Annotated in this window: 17 protein-coding genes; 12 read left to right on the top strand and 5 right to left on the bottom strand. The window is 72.5% G+C overall.

From position 1 onward, the window contains the following. The first annotated feature begins 120 nt into the window (after window positions 1-120). From ACIBTU_RS36430 to ACIBTU_RS36380, 11 genes are all read left to right on the top strand, one after another. Complete coding sequence (locus ACIBTU_RS36430) at window positions 121-1,800, top strand: acyl-CoA dehydrogenase family protein (RefSeq protein WP_399131006.1); 1,680 nt, start codon at window positions 121-123, stop codon at window positions 1,798-1,800. A 9-nt stretch (window positions 1,801-1,809) separates the two neighbouring features. Beyond that, window positions 1,810-3,594: an acyl-CoA dehydrogenase gene (locus ACIBTU_RS36425; protein ID WP_399131005.1), complete on the top strand. Its 1,785-nt coding sequence runs from the start codon at window positions 1,810-1,812 to the stop codon at window positions 3,592-3,594. 57 nt (window positions 3,595-3,651) lie between these two features. Beyond that, complete coding sequence (locus ACIBTU_RS36420) at window positions 3,652-3,927, top strand: acyl carrier protein (protein WP_399131004.1); 276 nt, start codon at window positions 3,652-3,654, stop codon at window positions 3,925-3,927. Next, window positions 3,927-6,944 (top strand): type I polyketide synthase, encoded by a 3,018-nt coding sequence (locus tag ACIBTU_RS36415; RefSeq protein ID WP_399131003.1) that lies wholly within the window; start codon window positions 3,927-3,929, stop codon window positions 6,942-6,944. The genes ACIBTU_RS36420 and ACIBTU_RS36415 overlap by 1 nt, the downstream gene beginning before the upstream one ends. Then, the gene (locus ACIBTU_RS36410) at window positions 6,941-7,975 is read left to right on the top strand and encodes a 3-oxoacyl-ACP synthase III family protein (RefSeq protein WP_399131002.1); all 1,035 of its coding nucleotides are present in this window, start codon (window positions 6,941-6,943) and stop codon (window positions 7,973-7,975) included. Before ACIBTU_RS36415 ends, ACIBTU_RS36410 begins: the two co-directional genes overlap by 4 nt. Next, window positions 7,972-8,217, top strand: coding sequence for an acyl carrier protein (locus ACIBTU_RS36405; protein WP_399131001.1), 246 nt, complete (start codon window positions 7,972-7,974; stop codon window positions 8,215-8,217). The genes ACIBTU_RS36410 and ACIBTU_RS36405 overlap by 4 nt, the downstream gene beginning before the upstream one ends. Then, window positions 8,214-9,080 carry a 2-oxo acid dehydrogenase subunit E2 gene (locus ACIBTU_RS36400; RefSeq protein WP_399131000.1) on the top strand — a complete coding sequence of 289 codons (867 nt, stop codon included), beginning with the start codon at window positions 8,214-8,216 and terminating at the stop codon, window positions 9,078-9,080. Before ACIBTU_RS36405 ends, ACIBTU_RS36400 begins: the two co-directional genes overlap by 4 nt. After that, on the top strand, window positions 8,986-9,864 hold the full coding sequence (locus tag ACIBTU_RS36395; protein ID WP_399130999.1) for a 4'-phosphopantetheinyl transferase family protein: 879 nt from the start codon (window positions 8,986-8,988) through the stop codon (window positions 9,862-9,864). Before ACIBTU_RS36400 ends, ACIBTU_RS36395 begins: the two co-directional genes overlap by 95 nt. A gap of 80 nt (window positions 9,865-9,944) precedes the next feature. After that, window positions 9,945-11,006, top strand: a complete 1,062-nt coding sequence (locus ACIBTU_RS36390) for an alpha/beta fold hydrolase (protein WP_399130998.1) — start codon at window positions 9,945-9,947, stop codon at window positions 11,004-11,006. Window positions 11,007-11,096: 90 nt separating this feature from the next. Beyond that, window positions 11,097-11,279 carry a hypothetical protein gene (locus ACIBTU_RS36385; RefSeq protein ID WP_399130997.1) on the top strand — a complete coding sequence of 61 codons (183 nt, stop codon included), beginning with the start codon at window positions 11,097-11,099 and terminating at the stop codon, window positions 11,277-11,279. After that, window positions 11,276-12,289, top strand: a complete 1,014-nt coding sequence (locus ACIBTU_RS36380; RefSeq protein WP_399130996.1) for an alpha/beta fold hydrolase — start codon at window positions 11,276-11,278, stop codon at window positions 12,287-12,289. Before ACIBTU_RS36385 ends, ACIBTU_RS36380 begins: the two co-directional genes overlap by 4 nt. A 71-nt stretch (window positions 12,290-12,360) precedes the next feature. Here the strand turns inward: ACIBTU_RS36380 and ACIBTU_RS36375 are convergent, their stop codons facing one another. The 5 genes from ACIBTU_RS36375 to ACIBTU_RS36355 all read right to left on the bottom strand — a co-directional run bounded on the left by ACIBTU_RS36375 (window position 12,361) and on the right by ACIBTU_RS36355 (window position 19,655). Then, complete coding sequence (locus ACIBTU_RS36375; protein ID WP_399130995.1) at window positions 12,361-15,090, bottom strand: BTAD domain-containing putative transcriptional regulator; 2,730 nt, start codon at window positions 15,088-15,090, stop codon at window positions 12,361-12,363. Between the two features lie 42 nt (window positions 15,091-15,132). Beyond that, window positions 15,133-16,227: an AfsA-related hotdog domain-containing protein gene (locus tag ACIBTU_RS36370; RefSeq protein WP_399130994.1), complete on the bottom strand. Its 1,095-nt coding sequence runs from the start codon at window positions 16,225-16,227 to the stop codon at window positions 15,133-15,135. Window positions 16,228-16,406: 179 nt separating this feature from the next. After that, on the bottom strand, window positions 16,407-16,730 hold the full coding sequence (gene fdxA, locus ACIBTU_RS36365; RefSeq protein ID WP_399130993.1) for a ferredoxin: 324 nt from the start codon (window positions 16,728-16,730) through the stop codon (window positions 16,407-16,409). Beyond that, window positions 16,727-17,758: a 2-oxoacid:ferredoxin oxidoreductase subunit beta gene (locus tag ACIBTU_RS36360; RefSeq protein WP_399130992.1), complete on the bottom strand. Its 1,032-nt coding sequence runs from the start codon at window positions 17,756-17,758 to the stop codon at window positions 16,727-16,729. The genes fdxA and ACIBTU_RS36360 overlap by 4 nt, the downstream gene beginning before the upstream one ends. Next, window positions 17,748-19,655 (bottom strand): 2-oxoacid:acceptor oxidoreductase subunit alpha, encoded by a 1,908-nt coding sequence (locus ACIBTU_RS36355; protein WP_399130991.1) that lies wholly within the window; start codon window positions 19,653-19,655, stop codon window positions 17,748-17,750. The genes ACIBTU_RS36360 and ACIBTU_RS36355 overlap by 11 nt, the downstream gene beginning before the upstream one ends. 164 nt (window positions 19,656-19,819) lie before the next feature. Here ACIBTU_RS36355 and ACIBTU_RS36350 point away from each other — a divergent pair, with 164 nt between their 5' ends. Further along, entirely contained in the window at window positions 19,820-20,446 is a 627-nt protein-coding gene (locus ACIBTU_RS36350; protein WP_399130990.1) for an NADH oxidase, read from the top strand. Window positions 20,447-20,461: the final 15 nt, after the last annotated feature.

The following is a 20,461-nucleotide window of genomic DNA, read 5'->3' as shown; positions in this document are numbered from 1 at the left end:
CCCGCCGCGCGCGGGCGCGCCCCGCCCCCCCCCCCCCCCCCCCGCCCCCGCGCCCCCCCCCCCCCCCCCCCCCCCCCCCCCCCCGACGACCCCGGCTGCTGGTTCTCGTACGAGCACTGCGTGGAGCTCGACGACAAGGAGGAGTTCCCCGGCGACATCTGCCGCCGACTCGACGACTGGGGCCTGCCCGGTCACTACGTGCCCGTCGAACACGGCGGCCGCCTGACCGACTACGCGACACTGCTCCAGGTCATGCGTGCCGTCGCGCGCCGCGACCTCACCGTGGCGATCGGGCACGGCAAGACCTACCTGGGCGGCATCTGCGTCTGGGTGGCCGGCACCCCCGAGCAGGCCGCCGCGCTCGGCGCGGACATCCGTGCCGGGGTGCCCGTCTCGCTCGGCCTGACCGAACGCGCCCACGGCAGCGACCTGCTCGCCGGTGAGGTGCGCGGCACCCAGAACGAGCGGGGCTGGCTCGTCGACGGCGAGAAGTGGCTGATCAACAACGCGACCAGGGGCAGCCTGCTGTCCCTGCTCACCCGCACCGACCCGGCCGGAGGACCGCGCGGCTTCAGCGTCCTGCTCGTCGACAAGCGCGAGCTGGACCCTGCCACCTACCGCCATCTGCCCAAGGTCCGCACCCACGGCATCCGCGGCGCGGACATCTCCGGCATCTCCTTCGAGGGCGCGGCCGTCGACCGGTCCGCACTCGTCGGCGCCGAGGGCGCGGGCCTGGAGATCGTCCTCAAGGCGCTGCAGCTCACCCGCACCATGTGCGCGGCCCTGTCCCTGGGCGCCGCCGACCACGGCCTGCGCATCGCGGTCGACTTCGCTCTCGAGCGCGAGCTCTACGGCCGGCGTCTCGTCGAACTTCCGCAGGCCCGCCGGGTACTGGGCACCGCCGCCGCCGACGTGCTGCTGCACGAGGCACTGGGCACCGCCGCCTCCCGACTGGTGCACACCCAGACGGACGAGATGAGCGTCACCGCGGCCGTCACCAAGTACCTGCTGCCCAGCGGCACCGAGGACGTCCTCTCCCGGCTCACCCGGGTGCTCGGCGCCCGCGCCTTCCTCAAGGGTGTGCACGCGCACGGCATGTTCCAGAAGGTGGAACGCGACCACCGCATCGTCGGCATGTTCGACGGCAACACCCTGGTGAACCTCAACTCCCTGGTCAACCAGTTCCGTTCGCTGGTACGTGGCCGGCAGCGCGGCACCGGCGACGTGACCGGCGCCCGGGAGGCCTACGACCTGTCCGCGCCGCTGCCCCGGCTCGACCCCGGACGGCTGTCCCTGGTCGCCCGCCGCGGCAGCGGCGTCCTGGCCGGCCTCGAACCCTCGGTGGACCGGCTGGCCGAGCTCGCCGTCGAACAGCCCGCGCTGGCACCCGCCGCCACGGCGGCCCGCCGCGTCGCGGACCTCACCGACCGCGTCCACCAGGAGATGGAGCAGTGGAAGGGCCTCGTCGGCGACGTACCGCCCGCCGCCTTCGAGGTGGCCCGCCGCTACGCCCTCTGCCACGCCGCGGCGGTCTGCATCGGCCTGTGGACCCACAGCGCACCCCTGTTCACCGGCACCGCCACGGAACCCCTGTGGCGGGACGGACTGTGGCTGAGGGCCGCCCTCGACCGGATCCTGGACCGCCTGGGCGAACCCGGCGGCGACGACGAGGCCCACGACGCGCTGCTCGACCACCTGATCACCACCCGGCGCGCCGGTGAACTGTTCTCGCTGCGCCCTCACCGACTGCCGAACACCCAGGCCGAGCCGGTGGCCGACGCCACCACTGCACGTAACTGAGAGGACGCCATGCTGATCGGTACCGCGGCCAACGGGCCGCACCAAGCGTCCGCCGGAGCACAGGGAACCCACCCGCCCGGCGGCCAGGAAGGCCGGGTCGCCGCCCGCATCGCCGAGCTGGAACACCGCCTCGGTGACCCCACCGACGAGCGCGCCGAGCTCTCCTACGCCGCCCTGCTCGCGGACGACGAGCGCGGCGAACTGTCCGAGCCCGGCGAGCGGGCCCTGGACGAACTGGCCCTCAACTCCGAGTTCGTGCCGGTGCACCTCGGCGGACGCCTGGAGCGCATCGACACCCTGGTCCGGGTGATGCGCCAGGTCTTCCGCCGCGACATCGCCCTCGGACTCGGCTACGGCGTCACCTCGTTCATGGCCGCCGTCAACGTGTGGAGCTCCGGTACCGAACAGCAGCAACGACGCCTCGCCGACCTCCTGCTCGACGGCAAGAAGGTGTCGGTGGCCTACCACGAACTCGCCCACGGCAACGACTTCGTCCGCAACGAGTTCCAGGCCCGTCCCGTGGACGGCGGCTACCTCCTCAACGGAGCCAAGCAGGTCATCAACAACGCGGACCGGGCCGCGGCCTGGGTGCTGTTCAGCCGGACCAGCCCCGCCCCCGGCAGCCGCAGCCACTCGGTCGTCCTGGCCGAGCGGGACAGCCTGGACCAGGACCGCTTCCAGGTCCTGCCGCGCTACGACGCGGTCGGAGTCCGCGGCTGCCACCTGTCGGGCCTGGACTTCAGCGACTGCCCGGTGCCCACCTCCGCGCTCGTCGGCGAGGAGGGCAAGGGCGTCGAACTGGCCCTGCGCGCCTTCCAGATGACCCGCAGCGCGGTGCCCGGCATGGCCCTCGGCGCCACCGACACCGCCCTGCGCACCGTCACCGGCTTCGCCCTCGGACGACAGCTGTACCGCAAGTCCGTCATGGACATCCCGCACGCCAAGGCGACCCTGTCCACGACCTTCCTCGACCTGCTGATCTGCGACAGCCTCTCGCTCGCCGCGACCCGCGCCGTGCACGTGCTGCCCGAGGAGACCAGCGTCTACGCCGCCGTGGTGAAGTACCTGGTCCCCAAGATGCTCACCGACGCGATGTACGACCTGTCCATCGTGCTGGGCGCCCGGTTCTACACCCGCGAGGGCGAGTTCGGGATCTTCCAGAAGCACGTACGCGACCTGCCGGTCCTCAGCCTCGGCCACGCCGGCTCCGCGGCCTGCCAGGCCACGATCATCCCGCAGCTGTCCCGGCTCGCCCGCCGCGCCTGGTTCAAGGACGACCCCGCGCCCGCGACCCTGTTCCGGCCGCGCGAGGACCTGCCCGACATTGCCTTCGACCGGCTCACCCTCGCCAGCGGCCGCGACGGACTCAGCGCCTCCCTGGTCGCCGCCGTCGACCGGCTGCCCAGCTCGAGCCCCGAGGAACGGGCCGCCCACGGCGCCGCACTGCGCCTCATGGACGAACTGCGCCAGATCCAGGAGCAGAGCCTCTCGCTCACCCCGACGGACCGCACCGCCCTGGCCAGCCCGGCCACCTTCGCCCTCGCCGACCGGTACGCGGTGCTGCTCGCCGCCGCATCGGTGATCGGCGTGTGGCAGCAGGCCCAGGGCGGCCAGGACGACTTCCTCGCCGACCCCGCCTGGCTCGCCGCCGCGCTGCACCGGCTCGGCCGGCGCCTCGGCCACCAGCTGCCCGACCTGCCCGCCACCTGTGAGACGCGGCTGCACGACGAGGTGCTCCGCCGTTTCCGCGACGCCCGCAGCTACGACCTCTACAACACCCCGCTGGCGGGCTGAGAGACCGTCCCAGCCAGTCGAGTTGACCGACCGAGGAACCCTTCCGAGGAGCGCAGAATGTCCGTTCCCACCACCGGACTCACCACCGAAGAACTGACCACGTGGCTGTCCGACCGCATCGCCCTCTACCTCAAGCGCAGGCCTCAGGAGATCGACCCGAGCGTGCCCCTGGCCGAGTACGGCCTCGACTCCGTCGCCGCCCTCAGCCTGTGCGGCGACATCGAGGAGGACTTCGACCTGATCCTCGAACCGACGGTCGCCTGGGACTACCCGACGGTCCAGGCCCTCGCCACCCACCTGGCACAGAGCCTGGCCGAGCCGGCGGCGGGCTGATGGACCGGATCGCCATAGTCGGACTCGACTGCAGATTCCCGGGGGCGCCCGACGCGGGCGCCTACTGGGACCTGCTGATGCGCTCGGGGGACGGGATCTCCCCGGTCCCCCGGCAGCGGTGGGACGCCGCGGACTTCCACTCGCCGACCCCGGCGGAAGGACGCGCCAACACCACCGAAGGCGGCTTCATCGACGACCCGGACGCCTTCGACAACGAGTTCTTCACCGTCTCCCCCCGCGAGGCGGCCGCCATGGACCCGCAGCAGCGGCTGCTGCTGCAGTGCGCCTGGCGCGCCGTCGAGGACGCGGGGATCGCCCCGAAACAGCTCGCCGGCACGGCCACCGGCGTCTACGTCGGCATCATGGGCAACGAGTGGGCCCAGCTGCACCTCACCGACTACGACCGGGTCAGCGCCCAGGTCGGCTCCGGCAACGGCTACTGCATGACCGCCAACCGGATCTCCTACCACCTGGACCTCAAGGGCCCCAGCCTCGCGGTGGACACGGCCTGCTCCTCGTCGCTCGTCGCCGTGCACCTGGCCGGCAACGCCCTGCTGTCCGGAGAGTGCGACTACGCCGTGGCGGCGGGCGTCAACGTGGCACTCACCCCCGCCCTCTCCATCTTCTACAACCAGGCCGGACTCTCCGCCCCCGACGGCCGCTGCAAGCCGTTCAGCGCCCAGGCCGACGGCATCGGCCGCGGCGAGGGCGTCGGCGCCGTCGTCCTGCGCCGCCTGGAGGACGCGCTCGCCGACGGACAGCAGGTGTACGCGGTCATCCGCGGCACCGCCGTCAACCAGGACGGCCGCAGCAACGGCATCACCGCCCCCAACCGCTGGTCGCAGCAGGAGGTCATCGGAGCCGCCTACCGGCGGGCCGGGATCGAACCGGACCAGGTGGCCTTCACCGAGGGACACGGCACCGGCACGGTGCTCGGCGACATGATGGAGGTGTCGGCCCTCGGTCACCACCACGCGGGACGCGCCGGCCGGCCGATGGCCCTCGGCTCCGTCAAGGGCAACCTGGGACACACCGAGGGCGCCGCCGGTATCGCCGGACTGATCAAGGTGGCCCTGTCCCTGCACCACCGCACCGTGCCCGCCAGCAGATTCGCGGCCAAGGAGAACGAGCGGCTCGACCTGCGCGGCAAGGGGCTGCGCCTGCTGAAGGCACCCCTGCGGCTGCCCCGCGGCACCAGCGTCGCCGGACTGAGCAGCTTCGGCATGGGCGGCACCAACGCCCACGCGATCCTGGAGTCCGCACCGCCGGCGGCCGCCCGCCCGGCCGCCGGGGCCGACGAGCAGCCCCGGGGCATCGGCAGCGCCCTGTTCACCCTGACCGCGCCCAACCCGCAGGCCCTGCACCGCAACCTCGCCGCGCAGGCCGACGCACTGAGCGCCCGGCGGGCCCCCGTCGGCGCCGTCGGCTGGAACTCCCACCAGGTCAAATCCGGCCACCGCCACCGCTTCGCGGTCAGCGCCCCGGACAGCGCCACCCTCGTCCAACGCCTGCACGCGGCCGTGGCCGACCCCGCCCTGTTCGCCCGCCTCACCGGCGAGGCGGGCGCAGCCCCGCGCACCGCGTTCCTGTTCACCGGGCAGGGTTCCCAGTACCCCGAGATGACGGCGGGCCTCTACAAGGACTCGCCGCTGTACCGGCACTTCCTCGACGAGGCCGACGCCGCACTGCTCCCGCACACCGGCCGCTCCGTACGGGACCTCGTCCTGACCGGCGACGAGTCCGTGCACCTCACCCGGTGGGCGCAGCCCGCGCTGTTCGCCGTCGGCCACGCCCTCGGCCGCACGCTGCAGGAACTGGGCGTGGAGCCCTCCCTGCTGCTGGGCCACAGCGTCGGCGAGTACGCGGCGGCCTGTCTGGCGGGCGTGTTCGAGCTGGACGCGGCGGCCCGCCTGATCACGGCACGCGGCGCGCTGATGCAGCAACTGCCCGACGGCGGCGGCATGCTGGCCGTCGTCGCCGACCGCACCGAACTCGAGGCGCTGCTGGCCGACGAGCCGCAGGTCGGCGTCGCCGTCGTCAACGGCCCGCGCGCCACCGTGCTCTCCGGCGACATCATGGCGCTGCGGCGCCTGGACAAGGAGTTCGAGCGGAACGGGATCCAGACCCGGATGCTGCGCGTCTCGCACGCCTTCCACTCCCACCTGATGGAGCCCATGCTCGACGACTTCGCCGAGGTCGCCCGCGAGGTCGGCGGGGGAGTGCCCCGGCTGCCGCTGTACTCCACGCTGCACGGCAGGCTCCTGGACGGCGAGGCGATGGACGCCGACTACTGGGTGGCGCACATCCGCCGGCCGGTGCTGTTCGCGGACGCGTTCACCGCGCTGCGCGACGCCGGGCCCAGCCACACCGTGGAGGTCGGTCCCTCGCCCGTCCTCTCCTCGCTGACCCGCAAGCTGCCACTTCCCGACTCCGGCACCCGACCCGTCGCCACCGCCCCGGTGCGCGCCGCGGACTCCGGCGGCCAGGACCTGGCCGACACCGTCGCCGAGCTGTACCGCGGCGGCCTCGACCCACGCTGGGAGAACGTCTACGAGACCCGCGACCAGGCACCGTACCGGCTCACCCCGTACGCCTTCAGCGACGAACACCGGTACTGGACCGCGGGCCCGGTCCGCCGCTCCGGCCGGCAGCAGCCGGCCGCCGCGCCCGAGGAACCGGCCCGGCAGGCCGGCCGGGGCACGGACACCGCGGTGCTCGTCCTCGAGCGCCCCGCGCCCACCGACCCCGTGACCGAGACGGCCCTCGCCGCCATCGGGCAGGTCGGCGGCTACGAGACGGCCGAACTCGGCCCGCTGCTGCGGCTCTACGAGGACCTGGGCTTCGACTCCGTGATGGTCATGGAGCTGAAGAAGCGTCTGGAGGAACGCCTGCCCGCCGTCGCCGAACTGACGGTGCAGGACCTGCTGCCCCGCCTGGCGTCGGTCGGTGACCTCGTGGACTTCCTGCGGGAGTACTGCGCTCCCGACACCGACATCACCCAGGAGAGGACAGCATGAGCGACCACCCGCACGAGAGCCGGGTCCATCTCGCCTCCGTCGGCACGGCCCTGCCCGGCGAGGCGGTCGACAACGCCGAACTGGCCCGGGTCCTGGGCGCCAACGAGGAATGGATCGAGATGTTCATCGGCACCAGGACCCGGCACTTCGCCCGGGACCTGAAGACCGGTGCCGTGCGCTGGTCGCTGGCCGACCTGTGCGCCCAGGCGGGCGAGCGGGCCATCGCCGCCGCCGGGGTGGACCCGGGCGACATCGACTTCGTCGTCCTCGGCACCGCCACCCCGGACACCCTGATGCCGGCCACCGTCAACAACGTCGCCGACCTGCTCGGCCTGGACCAGGTGCCCACGTTCCAGCTGCAGTCCGGCTGCGCGGGCGCGGTGCAGGCACTCAGCCTGGGCCGCACCCTCATCGCCTCCGGCGAGTACCGCACCGGCCTGGTCATCGGCGGCGACGTGTGCAGCAAGCACCTCGACATCGACCGCGACCTCACCAAGGCGGCACCCAGCGACCTGGTCAACTTCGTGCTGTTCGGCGACGGTGCCGGCGCCGCCGTCCTCACCGACGAGCCACGCGGCGCCCAGGTCGTCCTGCGGCACGTCCTGAACCGCTTCACCGGCCTGGGCCGCAAGCCCGGCCAGGTCATCGAGTGGTTCGGCCTCGCCGACCGCCACGACGACCGGCAGGCCCTCACCGAGGACTACAAGGCCATCGAGGAGCACGTCCCGGTGATGGCCGTGGAGATCCTCTGGGAACTGCTCGGCGAACTCGACTGGAGCCAGGACGAGCTGGACTACATCCTGCCGCCGCAGCTGTCCGGCCGGATGACCCGCAAGATCACCGAACAGCTCGACGTGCCCTCGGCCACCGAGATCTCCTGCGTCGCCGACACCGGCAACAACGGCAACGCACTGCCGTTCCTGCAGATCGAGCGGCTCCTGGAGAAGATGACGGCCGGCCAGAAGGCACTCGCCGTCGCCATCGAGTCCAGCAAGTGGATCAAGGCCGGCTTCGCCCTGGAGAGGATATGACCACCACACACCCCGCCTACAGCCTGGCCGACTTCGTCACGACCGTCCGCGACGAACTGGGCCTGCCCGTCACCGACGAGCAGGTCACCGCCGACTTCGACGAACTCCCCGAGTGGGACTCGCTGCACCTGCTCAAGCTCGTCACCGCGGTGGAACTGGCCACCGGCCTCGCCGTCCCGGTCGGCCGGGTCCTGGAGGCCCGCAGCCTGCGCCAATTCTACGAACTGGCGGTCCCGGCATGACCGACACACCGCGGTGGCACCAGGAACGCCGCCGCCGTCACACCCTGTACTTCCTGGAGTGGGCGGCCGGGCAACGGCCCGTGCACCTGGACACCGACATCGACATGACCCGGATCCAGGCACACCGGGCCGCCGCCCGCGCCGGCGGCACCCGCTACTCCGTCGTCAGCTACCTGCTGCACGCCACCGGGCGGGCGATGGCCCGGCACCCCGAGGCCAACGCGGTCATGGCGCCGAGCTGGCCGTCCCTGGTGCGCCGGCCCCGGATCGTACGGTTCGGCCCGGTGACCGCGAAGCTGGCTTTGGACCGCACCGTCGACGGGGAGCGCACCGTGCTCTCCGCCCTGGTGCCCGGACTGGAGGAGCTCTCGCTCGACCAGGTCCAGGAACAGGTCGACCGCTACCGGGGCGAGCACACCGCCGACCTCCCGGAGTTCAAGGGCGTGCGGATGCTGGGGCGGCTGCCCGTCCCGCTCGGCCGGGCGGCCTTCGCCGCCGCCCTGCGCGACCCGCGCCGCCGGCCGGGAATCTTCGGCACGGTGTCGGTCAGCTCACTCGGGCACGGCGCCGTCGACGGGTTCCACTCCGCCGGCGGCACCGCCGTCACCCTGTGCGCGGGACGCGTCGTGGACCGGGCCGTCGTACGGGACGGACAGGTCGTGGCGGCGCCCGTCATGCGGCTCGGGCTCACATTCGACCACCGGGTGATCGACGGGGCGGCCGCCGCCGACCTGCTCGGCGATCTCCGCAAGACCATGGAGGACTTCGATGACGGCTCCAGGGAAACCCTCCCCGAGCCGGACGTTCGGCGAACCGATCGAGATCACCGGGCCGCGCGGGGACTGGAACAGAGTCCGACGTGACCTCGCCACCCATGCCACCGCGATCCTCTACGCCCGCCTGGACGACTGGCGTCCCGAGCGGGCCGGGGGACCGCGGCTGCGCGCACTGCTCGGCCGGGACTGGCCCCGCTACCTCGACCTGACCCACCCCGAGGTGCGCACCCGGTTCGCCTCGTCACGGGTGCTCCTGAAATTCGCCGCGGGCGCCGCGCTGCACGTGCCGCCGCAGTCGGTGGAACTCGGCTACACCCCCTCGGGACGCCCGTACCTGCACGGCTACGACGGCGTGCAGATCAGCCTCAGCCACACCGAGGACCTGCTCCTGGTGGGACTCGCCACCGGCGCCGTCATCGGCGTGGACGCCGAACGCACCGACCGCACCCTGTACGCGGCAGGACTCGGCCGGCACCTGTGCACCCCGCACGAGGCCGAGCGGATCGAGGCGATGGGGGACGACGAGCGGGACCCGGCGATGGTGCGGCTGTGGACGCTCAAGGAGGCCTACAGCAAGGCCATCGGACTCGGCATGCAGTTCCGCTTCACGGATTTCGGGTTCGAGACCGACGGCACCCCGACCGAGGTGCGACGCCCGGACGGCACCCCCGGCTCCGGCAACGAGTGGTCCTTCCGCACCTACGGGCTGCTCGACCGGTACACGGTCAGCGTCGCCGTGGGCGACTCCGGGTTCGGCGTCACCACCGACACCCAGGCGCACACCATGCTCGACGCCGGCATCGTCGACGCCTTGTCCGAGGTGCTCGGAAACGAGGAGGACGACCGGCACGAGCGCGGCGACTGGTGGTGAGCGGGCCGCCGGCACCCGTTGTACAACCGGCCCGCAAGCGTCGGCCCGGACACTGACCGCACAGACAGCGGGGAGCCATCATGGACCGACAAGAACTGCAGCAGGCAGCTGTGACGGAGCACCCTCTGTCGGAGCTCAAGGAGTTCGCCCTGCTGCACGCCCGGGGACAGGGCATGGCGCCGGGCAAGGCCGCCCGCATCCTGTCCGGGATCAGCAACGACCGGCGCGGCGACCCCGAGTCCTGGGCCGCCACCTGGACCCGGGCCGGCCGCGCCGCCGCGGTCCGCGGCCGCCACCTGGAGGCCTGCGCCCACTTCGCGCTCGCCCGCTTCCCCTACCACGGCGACCCCGTCAGGGCCGCCGCCGGACGGCTCGGCGTCGAGTCGTTCGACACCTGGCGCCGCGACCGCGCCGTCGAGCGGCTCGACATCCCCTTCCAGAACGGCCGGGTGGCCTGCTGGGCCACCGGCCTGCACCCCGCCGGACGCCGCCCCCTGCTGGTCGTCATGGGCGGCATCGTCAGCGTCAAGGAACAGTGGGCACCACTGCTGCCCCTGCTCGGGCGCCTCGGATTCGCCGCCGTCGTCACCGAGTTCCCCGGCGTCGGCGAGAACACCCTGTCCTACCGGCCGGACTCCTGGGAGCTGCTGCCGCACCTCCTGGACCAGCTGTCCGACCGGGCGAACGTCGCCGACACGTCCCTGCTCACCCTCAGCTTCAGCGGCAGCCTCGCCCTGCACGCCGCGGCCGAGGACACCCGGATCCGCCGCATCCTGACGGTCGGGGCACCCGTCGGAGCCTTCTTCACCGACACCGACTGGCGGCCCCGGATCCCCCGCATCACCGTCGACACACTGTGCCGGCTCACCGGGGCCGCCGACCCCGACGCACTGTGGTCCACCCTGCCCGAACACGCCCTCGGCACCGACCGGCTGAGGCAGGTGCGCGTACCCGTGCGGTACGTCGCCAGCAGCCGCGACGAGATCATCCCGGCCACCGAGCGCGGGCTCCTCGCCGCACTGCCCGACCTGCGGGTCAAGACGTTCGACGACGTGCACGGCTCGCCCGGCCACCTCGGCGCGATGCGGCGCTGGCTCTTCTCCCAGCTGCTGCTGTCCCGGCTCACCGGCCGCCGGCACTGACCCGTATCCCGCCCGGCCACAGCACCACCCCACACCCGAAGAGGACACCACCGACCCTTTCGCCCGTACGGACGTCGAGGAGACGCAGCCATGACTGACGGACCCACACCCAAGGCCACGACCGGGACGGTACGCCCCTGGCAGTCGCTCGCCTCGCTCGGTGTCATCGAGAGCGATCTGACGACCACCCGGCACCGGCCCGCCCCGGCGCCGTACGCGACCGACGGCCGCCGCGGTCACACCCGCCGCCACGGGCGGCACGAGGAGGCATGACGTCCGTGTCCCTGTCCGCACAGTACGTACCCCGCGGCGCCGGCGGCGCCGGAATCCGGCTGCGCCACCGCACCGTGCACGGCCACCGCAGGGCCTTCCGGATGGCCGGCAAGGGCGACCCCGTCCTCCTGATCCACGGCATCGGCGACTCGTCCGACACCTGGCGGGACGTCATGCCCGGCCTCGCCCGCAGCCACCGGGTCATCGCCCCCGACCTGCTCGGACACGGACACTCCGACAAACCCCGGGCCGACTACTCCCTGGCCGCCTACGCCAACGGCATGCGGGACCTGCTGAGCGTCCTCGGCGTCGAACGCGCCACCATCGTGGGGCACTCCCTGGGCGGGGCCGTGGCCATGCAGTTCGCCTACCAGTTCCCCGAACGGTGCGAGCGCCTCGTCCTGGTCGGCACCGGCGGCGTCAGCCGGCACGTCACCCCGCTGCTGCGGGCCGCCTCCCTGCCCGGGGCCGAACTGGTCCTGCAGATGCTGCAACTGCCCACCATGCGCTGGCAGGTGGGAGCCGCCGTCAAGGTCCTGCAGTGGCTGGGCACCGACCTGGCCGTCGACGCCCCCGACCTGCTGCGCGTCGTCGACGCCCTGCCCGACGCCACCTCACGCAACGCGTTCGTCCGCACCCTGCGCGCCGTCGTCGACTGGCGCGGACAGGTCGGCACCATGCTCGACCGGTGCTACCTGGCCCAGGGCATGCCCACCATGCTGGTCTGGGGCGGCCGCGACCGGGTCGTCCCGGCGCTGCACGCCGGCCTCGGGCACGTCTCGATGCCGGGAAGCCGGCTGGAGATCTTCGAGGAAGCGGGCCACTTCCCCTTCCGCAGCGACCCCGACCGCTTCCTGTCGGTGCTGCGCGACTTCATCTCCACGACACAGCCGGCCAGCTTCAGCCCCGAACAGTGGCGCCAGATGCTCCGCAACCGCCGCCCGGCACCCCGCCGGACCGGCCTCCCGGACCTCGACCCGGCCACCCTGCGCGCGCTGCGCCCTGCCTGACCTGCGGCACAAGGCCCCGCCACGTCCCTGAGGACGCGACGGGGCCGCCGTCTGCCCGGACCCCGCCCCCGTCAGCCCGCGGGCAGCGCCCCCGCGGCCACCGGCCCGTCGCTCATCAGCCAGACGCCGGGCCGCACTTCGAGGTGCGGCCACGCGACGGTGCCCCGGCCCGCGGCCCGCACCTGCCCGGCGAGCCGCAGCGCGTAACCGCGCCAGCGGACGTCGCCCAGCGCACGGGCCGCGCTCGCGCATCGTTCGAGCGAGTCGAGGCAGTCGGCGGGCCGGCCCGTCAGGAGCGCGACCAGCGCCAGGCCACGCTCGGCCTCCGCGCACCCGCGGCTGTCCCCCTCGGCCGCGGCCCGCTCGAGCGCCTGCCGGTACAGCGCGTCCGCCCGCCCGAACTCGCCCTGCCCCAGCAGCACGTCGGCCTCCCCGGCGGCACAGCGGGCCGCCCCGATCCCGTCATCGGTCAGCGCGAACAGCCGCGCCGCGTGCCGGTGGTGGTCCACGGCCCGCGCGGCGTCCCGGCGCTGCCACGCCAGATCGCCCAGCGAGCGCAGCAGCGTGGCCTCCGCGAGCGCGTCACCGCTGCGGCGGGCCGCGTCGACCGCGAGCTCATGGCTGATCCGCCAGTCGTCCCACACACCGCAGGCCTCGTAGTAGCCGCTCGTCGCCGATGCCAGCGCGCAGGTCAGTCCCCACAGTCCGGCCCCGTGCAGCCGCCGCACCATCTCGAGCAGCCCCGCCGACTCCGCCCGGAACCAGCGCAGCGGCGTGCTCACCGCGGTGTCCCCGGCCGGCAGTTCCCCGCAGGCCGTCTCCAGCACACCCGCAAGCCGGTCCCGGCCGGGGGTCAGCTGCGCGTCGGCGGCCCTGGCCCGCAGCAGAAAGGCCCGGCCGAGCCGGCCGACCGTCTCCGCCACGGCCTCCTCACCGTCGACCTCGGCCAGCATCTCCAGGGCCAGCGAGCGCAGCAGCGTGTGATAGCCGTACCGCACGCCCCCGTCGAGGACGGCGTCCGGCCCCGGCTCCTGCCGTACGTCGAGGAGCTGGGCGCGCACCAGCGCGCCGAGCAGCTCCTCCGCGGCCTCCGGTGCGGTGCCCAGCAGGGACTGCGCGGCCCACGCGGGGAAGTCGGGCACCGGCGCGAGACCCAGCCGGCGGAACGCGTGCCGGTCGGCCTCCGACACCTCGTGGTACGCGGTGAGCAGGCTGCTGCGCACGTCCAGGTCGCCCAGCGACAGCGCGGCGAGCCGGGTGCGCTCGTCCTCCAGGCGGCGCGCGAGCCCGGCCGCCGTCCAGTCCGGCTGCACGGCCGTCCCGCCCGCCGCGACCCGCAGCGCCAGCGGCAGCCGTCCGCACAGCCGGGCGATCCGGGTCACCGCCGCCGGGTCCTGCGCCATCCGCGGGCCCCCGGTGGTGAGCAGCAGCGACTCGGCCTCCTCCTGCCCGAGTCCGTCCAGCACCAGGTGCCTGGCGTGTTCCAGGGCGGCCAGCGGCCGGCGGCCCGTGAGCAGGACCGCGGCGTCCGGCACCGCGGCGAGCAGCGGCCGGATCTGGGCCTCGGACACCGCGTCGTCGAGGACGAGGAGCAGGTCCCGGGCACGGGTGATGTGCTGCAACCGGTCAGTGAGGTCGTCGAGTCCGTCGGGGACGGCCGCGGGGCCGCCCGGGCTCGGGGGCAGCAGACGGCGCAGCAGCGCGGCCATGGCGGCAGGCGCGGTGAGTGCCCGCCCGGCCGAGTCCCGCAGCGGCACCAGCACCCGGCCGTCCGCGAACCCGTCGATCCCGCGGGCCAGCTGGACCGCCAGGGCGGTCTTGCCGACCCCGGGCCGTCCCGAGACCGCCACGATGCGAGGAACGGACCGGCCGGTTCCGGTGAGCAGCCGGGTGCACTGTTCGAGCTCCTCGGCGCGGCCGGTGAAGTCGGCGAGCGGCGGCGGCAGCCACAGCGGCGGACGCAGGTCGGCCGGCGACGCCTGCGTGGCCTCGGCGGCCGTGCGGGGACCCGGTGCCGGGGTGTCGGCCCGGCCGCGCGCGGGATGCCAGGCGAGCGCCGGATCGGAGGCGAGCAGCCGGGCCAGAATGCGCTTGAGGGAGCTGTCGGGCTCCACCCCCAGCTCGTCCACGAGCGTGCGACGGATCCGGTGGTAGGCCTGGATGGCGTCCGACTGCCGCCCGGCCCGGTACAGCGCCACCATGAGCAGCCCGTGCAGGCTCTCCCGCATCGGGAACTCGTGGGCCAGCGCCATCAGTTCACCGATCAGTTCCTGGTGGCGCCCCAGCTTCAGATCCGCGCTGATCCGCTGCTCCAGCGTCTCCGAGCGCAGCTCGTCCAGCCGGATCGCCGTGGACTGGAGCGCGGCCCCGTGCGGGATGCCGGACAGCGCCGGGCCCGTCCACAGCGCCAGGGACTCGCTCAGCAGCCGGGACGCGTCGTCGTAGTTCCGTTCTTCGTACGCGGACCGGCCCTGCGCCCGCAGCAACTCGAAAAGGATCAGATCGAGTTCCTCGGGCGCCACCCGCATGATGTAGCCCGGCGGCTGGGTCAGCAGCGGCTGTCCGTCGGCGCCCGGTACTCCGCCGGGCCCCGTGAGGGCCTTGCGCAGGTGCGACACGTACACCTGCAGTGTCGTGGACGCGGTGCGCGGCGGCGTCGTCCCCCACAACTCGTCGATCAGACTGTGCGCGGACACGACGCTGTTGTTCTTCACCAACAGGGTCGCCAGCACCACGCGCGGTTTGGCCGCCGTCGGCGTGCACGGCGACATCCGGACCGGGCCCAGTACCTGAAAGCGCATGGTTGCTCCTTGTGTGTGCCGCCCCCCACCGGTGCGCGGCCGTCAGCAGATCTGCAGGACGGAGGTACTGACCTCCGCCACAACCCGTATCCCTTGGGTGAACACGATGGAGAGCTCCGCGAAGGGGCGCCCCGCGGCATCCCGTCGCACCTCGCCCGGAGCGCCTCGGTGCTGCGGCTGCACCGAGCACAGAAGCGGCAGGCCCGGCTCGGCGAACCCGCGGAACACGGCTTCCCACCGCGTCAGGACGGCGTGCCCCGGCGTGAGGCCGTACAGCTCACCGACCCCGAACAGCGCGGCCTGTCGGGACGCCTCGAGGAACAGCGCGGCGGGCACCTCCGACCCCGAGTCGGGCAGTACCTCACGGGCGGCGGGGATGTTGACCGGGAAGGTCAGGGACTCCTCGTCCTCCTCCAGAGGCAGCCCGATCAGTACGTTGCGCAGGCTGCACCGGCCGACGAGTTCGGCGCCCGGGGCCCCGTGCCCGGGCGGCAGCCCGCTGTTGCCGTCCGCCGTCAGCTCGCTCTCCCTGCGCGAGTTCGCCCGGTGGTTGCGGTAGACGCCCGGCATCAGGAACACCAGCCGGGCCCGGACCGTCCCGCACTCCTCGTCGTCGATGCTGATCGACGCCTCGCAGTCCATCGACCGCGGCACTCCGTTGACCACGTCGGCCGGTGTCAGATCGAGGTCGAGCGTGAGCCGGGCGTCGGCAGGCGCGTCACGCTGCCACGCGGACAGCCCGGTGATGGCGAACGCGCAGTCGGCCAGCAGGATCCGCCGGTTCGCCGGTACCCGGAAGTAGCGGCCCGCGGCGAAGATCGCCATCTGCCGCAGGGACTCCATCGGGTACAGCACGTCGTGGAACGGGGCGGTGGAGTCGGAGAACAGCGGATGCCCGTCGGACAGCCGAGCGGAGAAGCCGAAACGGTGCCGGCCGGGAGGGGTGGCGGAGAGCAGGAAGCCTTCCGGGGTGTCAGGCCGGTGGACGAGATGGTGCGGCCCGAGGAAGGCCGCCGCGGGCGGCGGCACCTGCAACGGTGCGACGTCCGTGACCACACCGGCCCGACCGGTGGGCAGCGAGCCGGGGGACAGATCGGTGGACGGGCCGGTGGTGGACGGTGAGGAGGAGAGATTCATGGAGAGTCCTCTACGACGGAGTCCGGACGATGGCGCGCGGTGGCGTCGGCGAGCATGCGGGTGCTCTCGTCATCACCGTCTCCCGGCCCACTGAAGAACCACGGGAGAGGAGGTGAAGGCCGCCTCCCGGACCGCCTCCCGGACAGATCCTCGGCGCAGGGATCCAGGTCCTTGGGGGCCTAGCTCGGCTCGCTCACCGGTGCCCGTTCCACCACCGGATGGTCCGTGGCGAACGGTGCGATGCCGCTGGCCCCGGCAGGCGAACCGACCTCGGCGAAGATCTCCCGGTCGGCGGTGCCGTACCCCGCCCACTCGTCCGGCACCGCGTCCTCGTAGAAGATGGCCTCGACCGGGCAGACCGGCTCGCAGGCGCCGCAGTCCACGCACTCGTCGGGGTTGATGTACATCTTGCGCGGGCCCTCGTAGATGCAGTCGACCGGGCACTCGTCGACGCAGGCCTTGTCCTTGAGGTCCACGCAGGGCTGGGCGATGACGTAGGTCATGAGGAACGCTCCACGGTCCAGGTGTCGGTGCCGGCGAGCAGGGCGCCGAGTTCGCCCTTGCCGTTCAGGGTGATGGCGTCGTCGAGCTGGTCGGACATCTGCACGTCGTAGACGGCCCGTTCGACATCGCGGAAGACGCCGATGGGAGTGTGGTGCAGGGTGTCCGGGTCGGCGAGCCGGGACAGGGCGAAGGCGAAGGTCGGCGAGGCCGTGTGGGCGTCGTGCACGAGGACCTCGGCCCGGTTGCCGTCGGTGACGTCGACGACCTTCAGGTCGCCGGTGGCGCGGTCGCGCACGACGCCCTTCGCCCCGTCGGTCCCGAAGGTGATCGGCTGCCCGTGCTCGAGCCGGATCACGCTCTCCTGCGCCCGCTGCTTGTCCTTCAGGGCGTCGAAGGCGCCGTCGTTGAAGATGTTGCAGTTCTGGTAGATCTCCACGAGCGCGGTCCCCGGGTGCGCGGCCGCGGCCCGCAGGACGGAGGTGAGGTGCTTGCGGTCGGAGTCCACGGTCCGCGCGACGAAGGAGGCGTTGGCCCCGATCGCGAGCGACACCGGGTTGATGGGCGCGTCGAGCGAGCCCATCGGTGTCGACTTGGTGATCTTGCCGACCTCGGAGGTGGGGGAGTACTGGCCCTTGGTGAGCCCGTAGATCCGGTTGTTGAACAGCAGGATCTTGAGGTTGACGTTGCGGCGCAGGGCGTGGATGAGGTGGTTGCCGCCGATGGAGAGGGCGTCGCCGTCGCCGGTCACGACCCAGACGCTGAGGTCGCGGCGGGAGGAGGCGAGGCCGGTGGCGATGGCGGGGGCGCGGCCGTGGATGGAGTGCATCCCGTAGGTGTTCATGTAGTACGGGAAGCGGGAGGAGCAGCCGATGCCGGAGACGAAGACGATGTTCTCCTTGGCGAGGCCGAGTTCGGGCATGAAGCCCTGCACGGCCGCGAGGATCGCGTAGTCACCGCATCCCGGGCACCAGCGCACCTCCTGGTCGGACTTGAAGTCCTTGGCCAGGAGAGGGAGTTCAACGGGCATGGAACACTTCCTCCAGTACGTGGGCCAGCTGCTCGGCCTTGAACGGCATGCCGTTGACCTGGTTGTAGGAGTGGACGTCGACCAGGTACTTCGCCCGGATGAGCATGGCAAGCTGCCCGAGGTTCATCTCGGGGACGACGACGCGCTCGTACCGGGCCAGTACGTCGCCGAGGTTCGCGGGGAACGGGTTGAGGTGGCGCAGGTGGGCCTGGGCGATGGTCTCGCCGGCGGTGCGCAGGCGGCGGACGGCGGCGGTGATGGGCCCGTAGGTCGAACCCCAGCCGAGGACGAGGGTGTCGGCGCCACCGCTCGGGTCGTCGACCTCGAGGTCGGGCACCTGGATGCCGTCGATCTTGGCCTGGCGGGTGCGGACCATGAGCTCGTGGTTGGCCGGGTCGTAGGAGATGTTGCCGGTGCCGTCCTGCTTCTCGATGCCGCCGATGCGGTGCTCGAGGCCGGGGGTGCCGGGGATCGCCCACGGGCGGGCCAGGGTCTGCGGGTCGCGCTTGTAGGGCCAGAAGACCTCGGTGCCGTCGTCCAGGGTGTGGTTGGGGCCCTGGGCGAACTGGGTGCGCAGGTCGGGGAGTTCGTCGACCTCCGGGATCCGCCAGGGCTCGCTGCCGTTGGCGAGGTAGCCGTCGGAGAGGAGGAAAACCGGGGTGCGGTAGGTGACCGCGATCCGGGCCGCCTCCAGGGCGGCGTCGAAGCAGTCCGCCGCCGTCTTCGGCGCGACGACCGGTACGGGTGCTTCACCGTTCCTGCCGTACATCGCCTGCAACAGATCCGCCTGCTCGGTCTTCGTCGGGAGCCCCGTCGAGGGGCCGCCGCGCTGGATGTCGACGACGAGCAGGGGCAGTTCGAGCGACACGGCGAGGCCGATCGTCTCGGACTTGAGGGCCACACCCGGGCCGGACGTCGTCGTCACGGCCAGGGAACCGCCGAAGGCCGCGCCGAGTGCGGCGCCGATGCCGGCGATCTCGTCCTCGGCCTGGAAGGTGCGCACGCCGAAGTTCTTGTGCTTGGACAGCTCGTGCAGGATGTCCGAGGCCGGCGTGATCGGGTACGAACCCAGGAACAGGGGGAGTTCGGACCGCTGGGACGCGGCGACGAGTCCGTAGGCCAGCGCGAGGTTCCCGGAGATGTTGCGGTAGGTGCCCTGGGGGAAGGCCTTCGCCGCGGGGGCCACCTCGTAGGAGACGGCGAAGTCCTCAGTGGTCTCGCCGAAGTTCCAGCCGGCGTGGAACGCGGCCAGGTTCGCCTTCATGATCTCGGGCTTCTTGCCGAACTTGGCCTTGAGGAACTTCTCCGTGCCCTCAGTCGGGCGGTGGTACATCCATGACAGCAGGCCCAGCGCGAACATGTTCTTGGAGCGCTCGGCCTCCTTGCGGGAGAGGTCGAACTCCTTCAGCGCCTCGACCGTCAGCGTCGTGAGCGGCACCGGGTGCACGTGGTAGGCGTCCAGCGAGCCGTCCTCCAGCGGGCTGGCCTCGTAACCGACCTTCGTCATCGCGCGTTTGGTGAACTCGTCCGTGTTCACGATGATGTCCGCGCCGCGCGGCACATCCGCGATGTTCGCCTTCAGCGCGGCCGGGTTCATCGCCACCAGCACGTTCGGCGCGTCGCCCGGCGTGAGGATGTCGTGGTCCGCGAAATGAAGCTGGAACGACGAGACGCCCGGCAGCGTGCCTGCGGGCGCCCTGATCTCCGCCGGGAAGTTCGGCAGAGTCGACAGATCGTTGCCGAACGACGCCGTCTCCGATGTGAAACGGTCGCCGGTGAGCTGCATGCCGTCACCGGAGTCGCCCGCGAACCGGATGACGACCCGGTCCACGCGCTGCACCTGGCGGGACCGGTGCGGCGGCCGCGCCGGTGGGCTGTCTGCTGTCTGCACGGTCATGGCCGAACCGTAGGAAGCCTCCCTTGCGACCGACCAAAGCCGAGCCCCCGACGGGGGACGCCGCACCGGGTGGACATGAGAAATTCATGGGGGACGAGTGACGATCTTTCTGTCGGGGGGCACGGCGTCTCGGGAAGAATCGGGCCCCGACGAAAGGGGATGACATGTCGCGGGTCGTCGAGAGCCGCGCGCTCCATCTCTGGTCGTTGCACGAGGACGTGATCGTCGAACAGGACGACACCGGGGACGAGTTGGTGCTGCGCAGCCGATTCGGAACAGAGCGGATCGGCGCGCCCACACCCGTGGAGCGCGAGGCGCTCCGGAGGATGCAGCTGGGGCCCGTCCTGCTGGCCAACATCAGCACGCGTCAGCCGACGGCCGACGGGACGGGGCCGGGCCGAGGCGCGTACCTGATGCTGTGGCCGATGCTGCGCAGACTGTCCCATCTGATCGTGCGCACCCTGAGCCTGGAGGACCTGAAGGGTCCGCTGCTGTCGGTCATCACGACCCGGCAGGGTGCCGGGTTCACGCCCCGTGGAGTGTCCGCGCAGCGTCTGATCCGGCTGATGAGCGACGCGTCGATGACCCTGGAGTCGGCGGGGTTCGCGCTGCGCTCCGCCGGGTCGGCGCACTGGGTGCAGCTGCACCGGCCGGAGGCCGTATGGGTGGTCGGCCTGTTGGCCTGGCCGGTCACCCCGTCCCGGGCCGCGGCGATCCTGCCGCTGCCGCCCGAGGTGACCCAGGCCGTCCTCAGCTATCTGGTCGCCGCGGGGATGACGGAGGACTGCTGACCGGCCGGCGCCGGC

The organism is Streptomyces sp. NPDC050145, from assembly GCF_044460245.1.
Lineage (GTDB): Bacteria > Actinomycetota > Actinomycetes > Streptomycetales > Streptomycetaceae > Streptomyces.
The sequence above is the reverse complement of the archived record's forward strand: the minus strand, read 5'-3'. Positions and strand labels throughout refer to the sequence as shown.